Source organism: Actinotalea sp. JY-7885, from assembly GCF_014525465.1.
Taxonomy (GTDB): Bacteria; Actinomycetota; Actinomycetes; order Actinomycetales; family Cellulomonadaceae; genus Actinotalea.
Genome location: NZ_JACEXH010000215.1, coordinates 1 through 4,867 on the forward strand (window position 1 = coordinate 1; position 4,867 = coordinate 4,867).

General features: G+C 75.6%; 6 protein-coding genes. 1 reads left to right on the forward strand and 5 read right to left on the reverse strand.

Translation table 11 applies throughout. The features are described 5' to 3' along the window. Positions 1-407: hypothetical protein (locus tag IDM29_RS14945; RefSeq protein ID WP_188037713.1), on the forward strand; the 407-nt coding region annotated here is incomplete at its 5' end. Between the two features lie 17 nt (positions 408-424). Here IDM29_RS14945 and IDM29_RS14950 read toward each other — a convergent pair. From IDM29_RS14950 to IDM29_RS14970, 5 genes are read right to left on the reverse strand one after another with little or no spacing between them, the layout of a single operon-like run. Further along, positions 425-1,264, reverse strand: a complete 840-nt coding sequence (locus tag IDM29_RS14950) for an alpha/beta fold hydrolase (protein WP_255500314.1) — start codon at positions 1,262-1,264, stop codon at positions 425-427. A 22-nt stretch (positions 1,265-1,286) separates the two neighbouring features. Next, positions 1,287-2,051: an alpha/beta hydrolase gene (locus IDM29_RS14955; protein ID WP_188037714.1), complete on the reverse strand. Its 765-nt coding sequence runs from the start codon at positions 2,049-2,051 to the stop codon at positions 1,287-1,289. Between the two features lie 50 nt (positions 2,052-2,101). Next, positions 2,102-2,923, reverse strand: a complete 822-nt coding sequence (locus tag IDM29_RS14960) for an HAD family hydrolase (RefSeq protein ID WP_309232748.1) — start codon at positions 2,921-2,923, stop codon at positions 2,102-2,104. Then, positions 2,893-3,195 (reverse strand): hypothetical protein, encoded by a 303-nt coding sequence (locus tag IDM29_RS14965; protein WP_182111641.1) that lies wholly within the window; start codon positions 3,193-3,195, stop codon positions 2,893-2,895. Before IDM29_RS14965 ends, IDM29_RS14960 begins: the two co-directional genes overlap by 31 nt. A 10-nt stretch (positions 3,196-3,205) precedes the next feature. After that, a complete protein-coding gene (locus IDM29_RS14970) occupies positions 3,206-4,648 on the reverse strand; it encodes a GH1 family beta-glucosidase (protein ID WP_188037715.1) in 1,443 nt (480 codons plus the stop codon). Positions 4,649-4,867 lie beyond the last annotated feature (219 nt).

The window sequence follows — 4,867 nt, forward strand, 5'->3', positions numbered from 1 at the left end:
CGTGGCGCGACCAGCGCAGCGAGGCGGCCGCGGCGCACGCCGCGGAGCTCGAGCGCCGGCGTGCCGCGGAGTCGGCGCAGGCCCGTGCCATGATCGCCCGGTTCGTCGCCGAGGCACGCGAGCGCGGGGTCGCCCCCGTGCCGCTGCGCGCGCGCAGCTACGACGGCCAGAGCCGGTACCGGACGCCCCTGAAGGGGTGGTACCTGCGCCGCAACGAGTCCGTCGCGGTGGGCACCGACGGCGAGTTCTACGTGCTCACGGTCCCGGGCAGCCTGCGCGCGCTGCTCACCGGAGCGACGCCGGAGCCCAGCGACCCGCCGCTCGTGCTCGGCAAGGGCGCGCGCGACGGCGAGTCGATCGACCTCGCCGACGCGCTCGCCATCGCGCTGGGGACCGCGAGCCGCTGACCGCCCGCGGCGCCGTCTCAGGCCGCGGCGTCGGCCCGCTGGGCGCGCGCGAGCAGGCCCTGCAGGGCCGAGGCGACCGGCTCGGGGCTCTCGTTGCTCGTCATGTGGCCGGCGCCGGGGACGACGACGAGGCGCGCGTCAGCCAGGGCGTCGACCATGTGCTGGGAGGCGGCGACGGGCGAGAGCTCGTCCTCCTCCCCCACCACGACGACCGCCGGCCCGGCGTAGGCGCGCAGCGCCTGCGTGCGGTCCGGGCGCGCCGCCATGGCCTCCTGCGCCCAGGCCAGGCCGAGCGGACCCTGGTCGCGGGTCCAGCGCTCGAGCCGCTCGGACAGGTCCGGCCGCGTGACCCGGTTGGTGGCCCCCAGCAGCGTGGTGCGCATGCCCAGGACCCGGTCGACGCGCATCTCGGCGCGGACCTGCGCGGCGACCTCGAGGCGCGTGCGGCGGGCCGCGTCGTCGTCGGCGGTCGCCTTGGTGTCGATCAGGCCGAGGCCCGCCACGAGGTCGGGGTGGCGCTCCACCAGGGCCATCGCGACGTAGCCCCCGAGGGACAGACCGGCGACGACCGCGCGCTCGACGCCCTGCCCGCGCAGCGCCGCGGCGACGCCGTCGGCCATGACCTCGAGCGACGGCGCCGGGTCGGCGCCGAGCGCCTGCGCGACGTCCGGCCCGGACGGGGAGGCCCCGAAGCCGGGCAGGTCCACCGCGAGGACGGTCGGCTCGCCGGGCAGCAGGTCGGTCACGTCGTGCCACATCCGGTGGTCCAGCGGGAAGCCGTGCAGCAGCACGAGCGGGAGCCGCCCCGGTACCCCTCGGCGCAGCGCGTGGACCCGGGGCATGCCGTCCGTCGTCATGGTCTCGTCCTCCTGGTGGTGGTCAGCGGGTCTCGTCGTCGGAGTCGGCGGACTCGACGGGGCCGTCCCACGTGTCCGGCAGCGGCGGGTGGCCGGGGAGCACGTGCTGCACGATCTCGTCGAGCACTCGGCGGACCGCGGCCTCGCCCACCCACAGGTGGCGCGCCCCCTCGACGCCGATGACCTCGGCCTGGCGCACCGCGGCGAAGCGTCGGCGCGCCTCGTCGGGCCGCAGGTAGTCGTCCAGCTCCGGAACCAGCACGACGAGCGGCTTGCCGAACGCGTCCCAGGCGGCCAGGTGCTCGTCGGTCGCCCGGTGCAGCGGCGGAGACAGGAGCACGGCGCCCTCGATCGAGGGGTCCGCTCCGTGCATCAGCGCCAGCTCGGTGCCGAACGACCAGCCGACGAGCCACCGGTTCGGCAGGTCGTGGAACTCCGCGTACTCCATCGCGGCGACGACGTCGAAGTGCTCGCCCACGCCACCGTCGAACTCGCCCTGCGAGCGCCCGCGCGGGCTCGACGTGCCCCGCGTGTTGAAGCGCAGCACCGCGATGTCGGCGAGCGCGGGCAGCCGCCAGGCCGCCTTGCGCAGGACGTGGGAGTCCATGAAGCCGCCGTGCGTGGGCAGCGGGTGCAGCGTCACCAGCGTCGCGGCCGGCGGGCGGTCCAGCGGCAGCGCCAGCTCTCCGACCAGGGTCAGGCCGTCGCCGGTGTGCAGCTCGACGTCCTCGCGGCGTGCGGGCAGGACGCTGAGCGCGCGGATCGGCGCGGGGGTCTCGGTGCTCATCACGCCCGAGCCTATCGACGCGCGCGCGCCGGGGCGCGCGGCGTCCGCCCTCAGCCCCGCAGGAGCCTCTCGAGGACGCGGGCCACGCCGTCGTCGTCGTTCGACCCGCAGACCTCGTGCACCGCTGCCAGCACGTCCGGGTGCGCGTTGGCGACGCCGAACGCGCGCCCGGCCCACCGCAGCATGGGCAGGTCGTTGGGCATGTCCCCGAACGCCCACACCTCCTCCGGGCGCACCCCGCGGGCCGCCGACCACCGCGCGAGCGTGGCGCCCTTGGTCACGCCGGGGCCGGTGATCTCGGCCAGCCCGGACGCGCCGGAGTCCCCGAGCACGGCGCGGCCCGCGAGCACGGCGTCCACGCACGCGACGAGCTCGGCGTCCGGCACGGCGGCGCAGCGCGCGAGGAGCTTGCCGGTCGCCCCGTCGAGCACGCTCTCGACGCGCTCGCCGAGGACCAGGTCGTCCGGCCCGGGACGGTCGTCCGGGAACCCGCGCTCGGCGGCGAAGCCGTCGACGCGCTCGACCGCGAACACGACCCCGGGCAGCGCGGCGCGCAGGTCCGCCACCAGCGCCAGGACGACGTCGTCGGGCATCGTCCGCGACTCCAGGACGGTCCCGGTCGCCGGCTCGTAGACCACGGCGCCGTTGAGGCACAGGACCACACCGTGCCCGCCGACCGCGTCCGCGACCACGTCGAGCCAGCGCGGCGGGCGCGCCGTGACGAAGACGACGTCGACCCCGGCCTCCTGGGCACCGCGCAGCGCCGCGGCGGTCCGCCGCGAGACCGAGCCGTCCGTGCGCAGCAGGGTGCCGTCCAGGTCGGTCGCGACGAGCCGCGGCGTCACCGGCGCCGCCCGCGGTGCTCCCAGCACGCCGTGTGCCAGTGCCGGCGACCCTCGACGGCCGCCTCGGCCCCCAGGAGGTCGTCGCCGCGCCACACGACGACGTGCGGCGTGCCGGCCGGGACGTCCTGCCGGCACCCGGGGCACACGTAGGTGCGCCCCGGGCTGCCGGTCACGCGCTGGACGACCCACTCGCCGTCGGACCCGGACTCCGTGCGCCGACCACCGCGCACGCGGTCGACGTCGAGCTCGGGATGGTCCTGGCCCCAGGGGCGCTTGCCGGACCTGCGTCCGCGCGGCACGGCAGCGACCTCAGGCGAGGTCCGGCGCGCTCTCGACCGGCGGCAGCGCGTCGGTGCGCAGGAGCTCGCGGTACCAGTAGGCCGAGTCCTTCCAGATGCGCTCGAGCGTGTCGTAGTCGATGCGCACGATGCCGAAGCGCCGGTGGTAGCCGTAGGCCCACTCGAAGTTGTCCATGAGCGACCACACGAAGTACCCGCGCACGTCGGCGCCCGCGTCCATCGCCTCCCCGACGGCGTCGAGGTGGCGGTAGATGTAGCTCACGCGCTCCCCGTCGTGGACGCGGCCCTCGGGCGTCACGACGTCCTCGAACGCCGCGCCGTTCTCGGTGATCATCAGCGGCAGGTCGGGGTAGGTCGTGGACAGCCCCACGAGGAGCTCGGTCATGCCCGTCGGGTCGATGTTCCAGCCCATGGCCGTGTAGGGCCCCGGCTGCGGCAGGAACTCGACCGTGTCCGCGCCCGGCCAGGCCGTGGCGACGGAGGTGCCGTGCCCGTCGTTCATCGACTTCTCCACGCCCTCGGGCACGCGCCGCACCCGCTGGGTCGAGTAGAAGTTCACGCCCAGGACGTCGAGCCCGGTGTGCGTGGTCTCCAGGTCGCCGTCCAGCACGAACGACCAGTCCGTCAGGTGCGCGGTGTCCTTGAGCAGGTCCTCCGGGTAGTAGCCGTCCAGGACCGGGTTGAGGAAGGCGCGGTTGGCGAGCGCGTCGATCTGGCGGGCCGCGTCGCGGTCCTCGGCCGACGTCGGGTCGTCCGGACGGGCCACGTGCAGGTTGAGGGTGAGCGAGAGCGTGCTCGCCTCGCCCAGCACCTCGCGGACCGCTCGGCCGCCGAGGCCGTGGGCCAGGTTGAGGTGGTGCACGGCCGCCAGCGCGTCGACCTCGCTCGTGCGACCCGGCGCGTGCACGCCCGAGCCGTACCCCAGGTAGGACGAGCACCACGGCTCGTTGAGCGTCGTCCAGACCTTCACCCGGTCGGCGTAGGTCTCGACGATCGTGCGGGCGTAGTCGCCGAAGCGCAGCGCGGTGTCACGCGCGGGCCAGCCGCCCGCGTCCTCGAGCGGCTGCGGCAGGTCCCAGTGGTACATCGTCACCACCGGGTCGATGCCGGCCTCGAGCAGGTCGTCGATGAGCCGGGAGTAGAAGTCGAGGCCCTTCGGGTTGAACGCACCCGAGCCCGTGGGCTGGATGCGGGGCCACGCGAGCGAGAACCGGTAGGCGTCCAGGCCCAGGTCCTTCATCAGGGCGATGTCCTGCGCGGTGCGGTGGTAGTGGTCGGCCGCGACCGCGCCGCTGTGCCCGTCGAGCGTCTTGCCGGGCGTCGCCGCGAAGGTGTCCCAGATGGACGGACCGCGCCCGTCCTCGTCCGCCGCACCCTCGATCTGGTACGAGGCGGTCGCCGCGCCCCAGAGGAAGTCGGAGGGGAACCTGCGGCCCGATGGCGTCGTCGTCATGGGGCCACATCCTGCCGCGGTCGAACCGATTCGGCACCCCACGTCCACCAGCTGGGAGCGTGCTCACCCACCCGCGGACCCGCCCGCCGGGCGCCCGGCGCGGAGCACCTCGACCGGGCGCAGCTCCGCGTCGACCACCAGCACGTCCGCGCGACGGCCGGCCTCCAGCGCGCCCAGGTCGGGGCGGCCGAGGACCGCCGCCGGCGTGGTCGCGGCGGC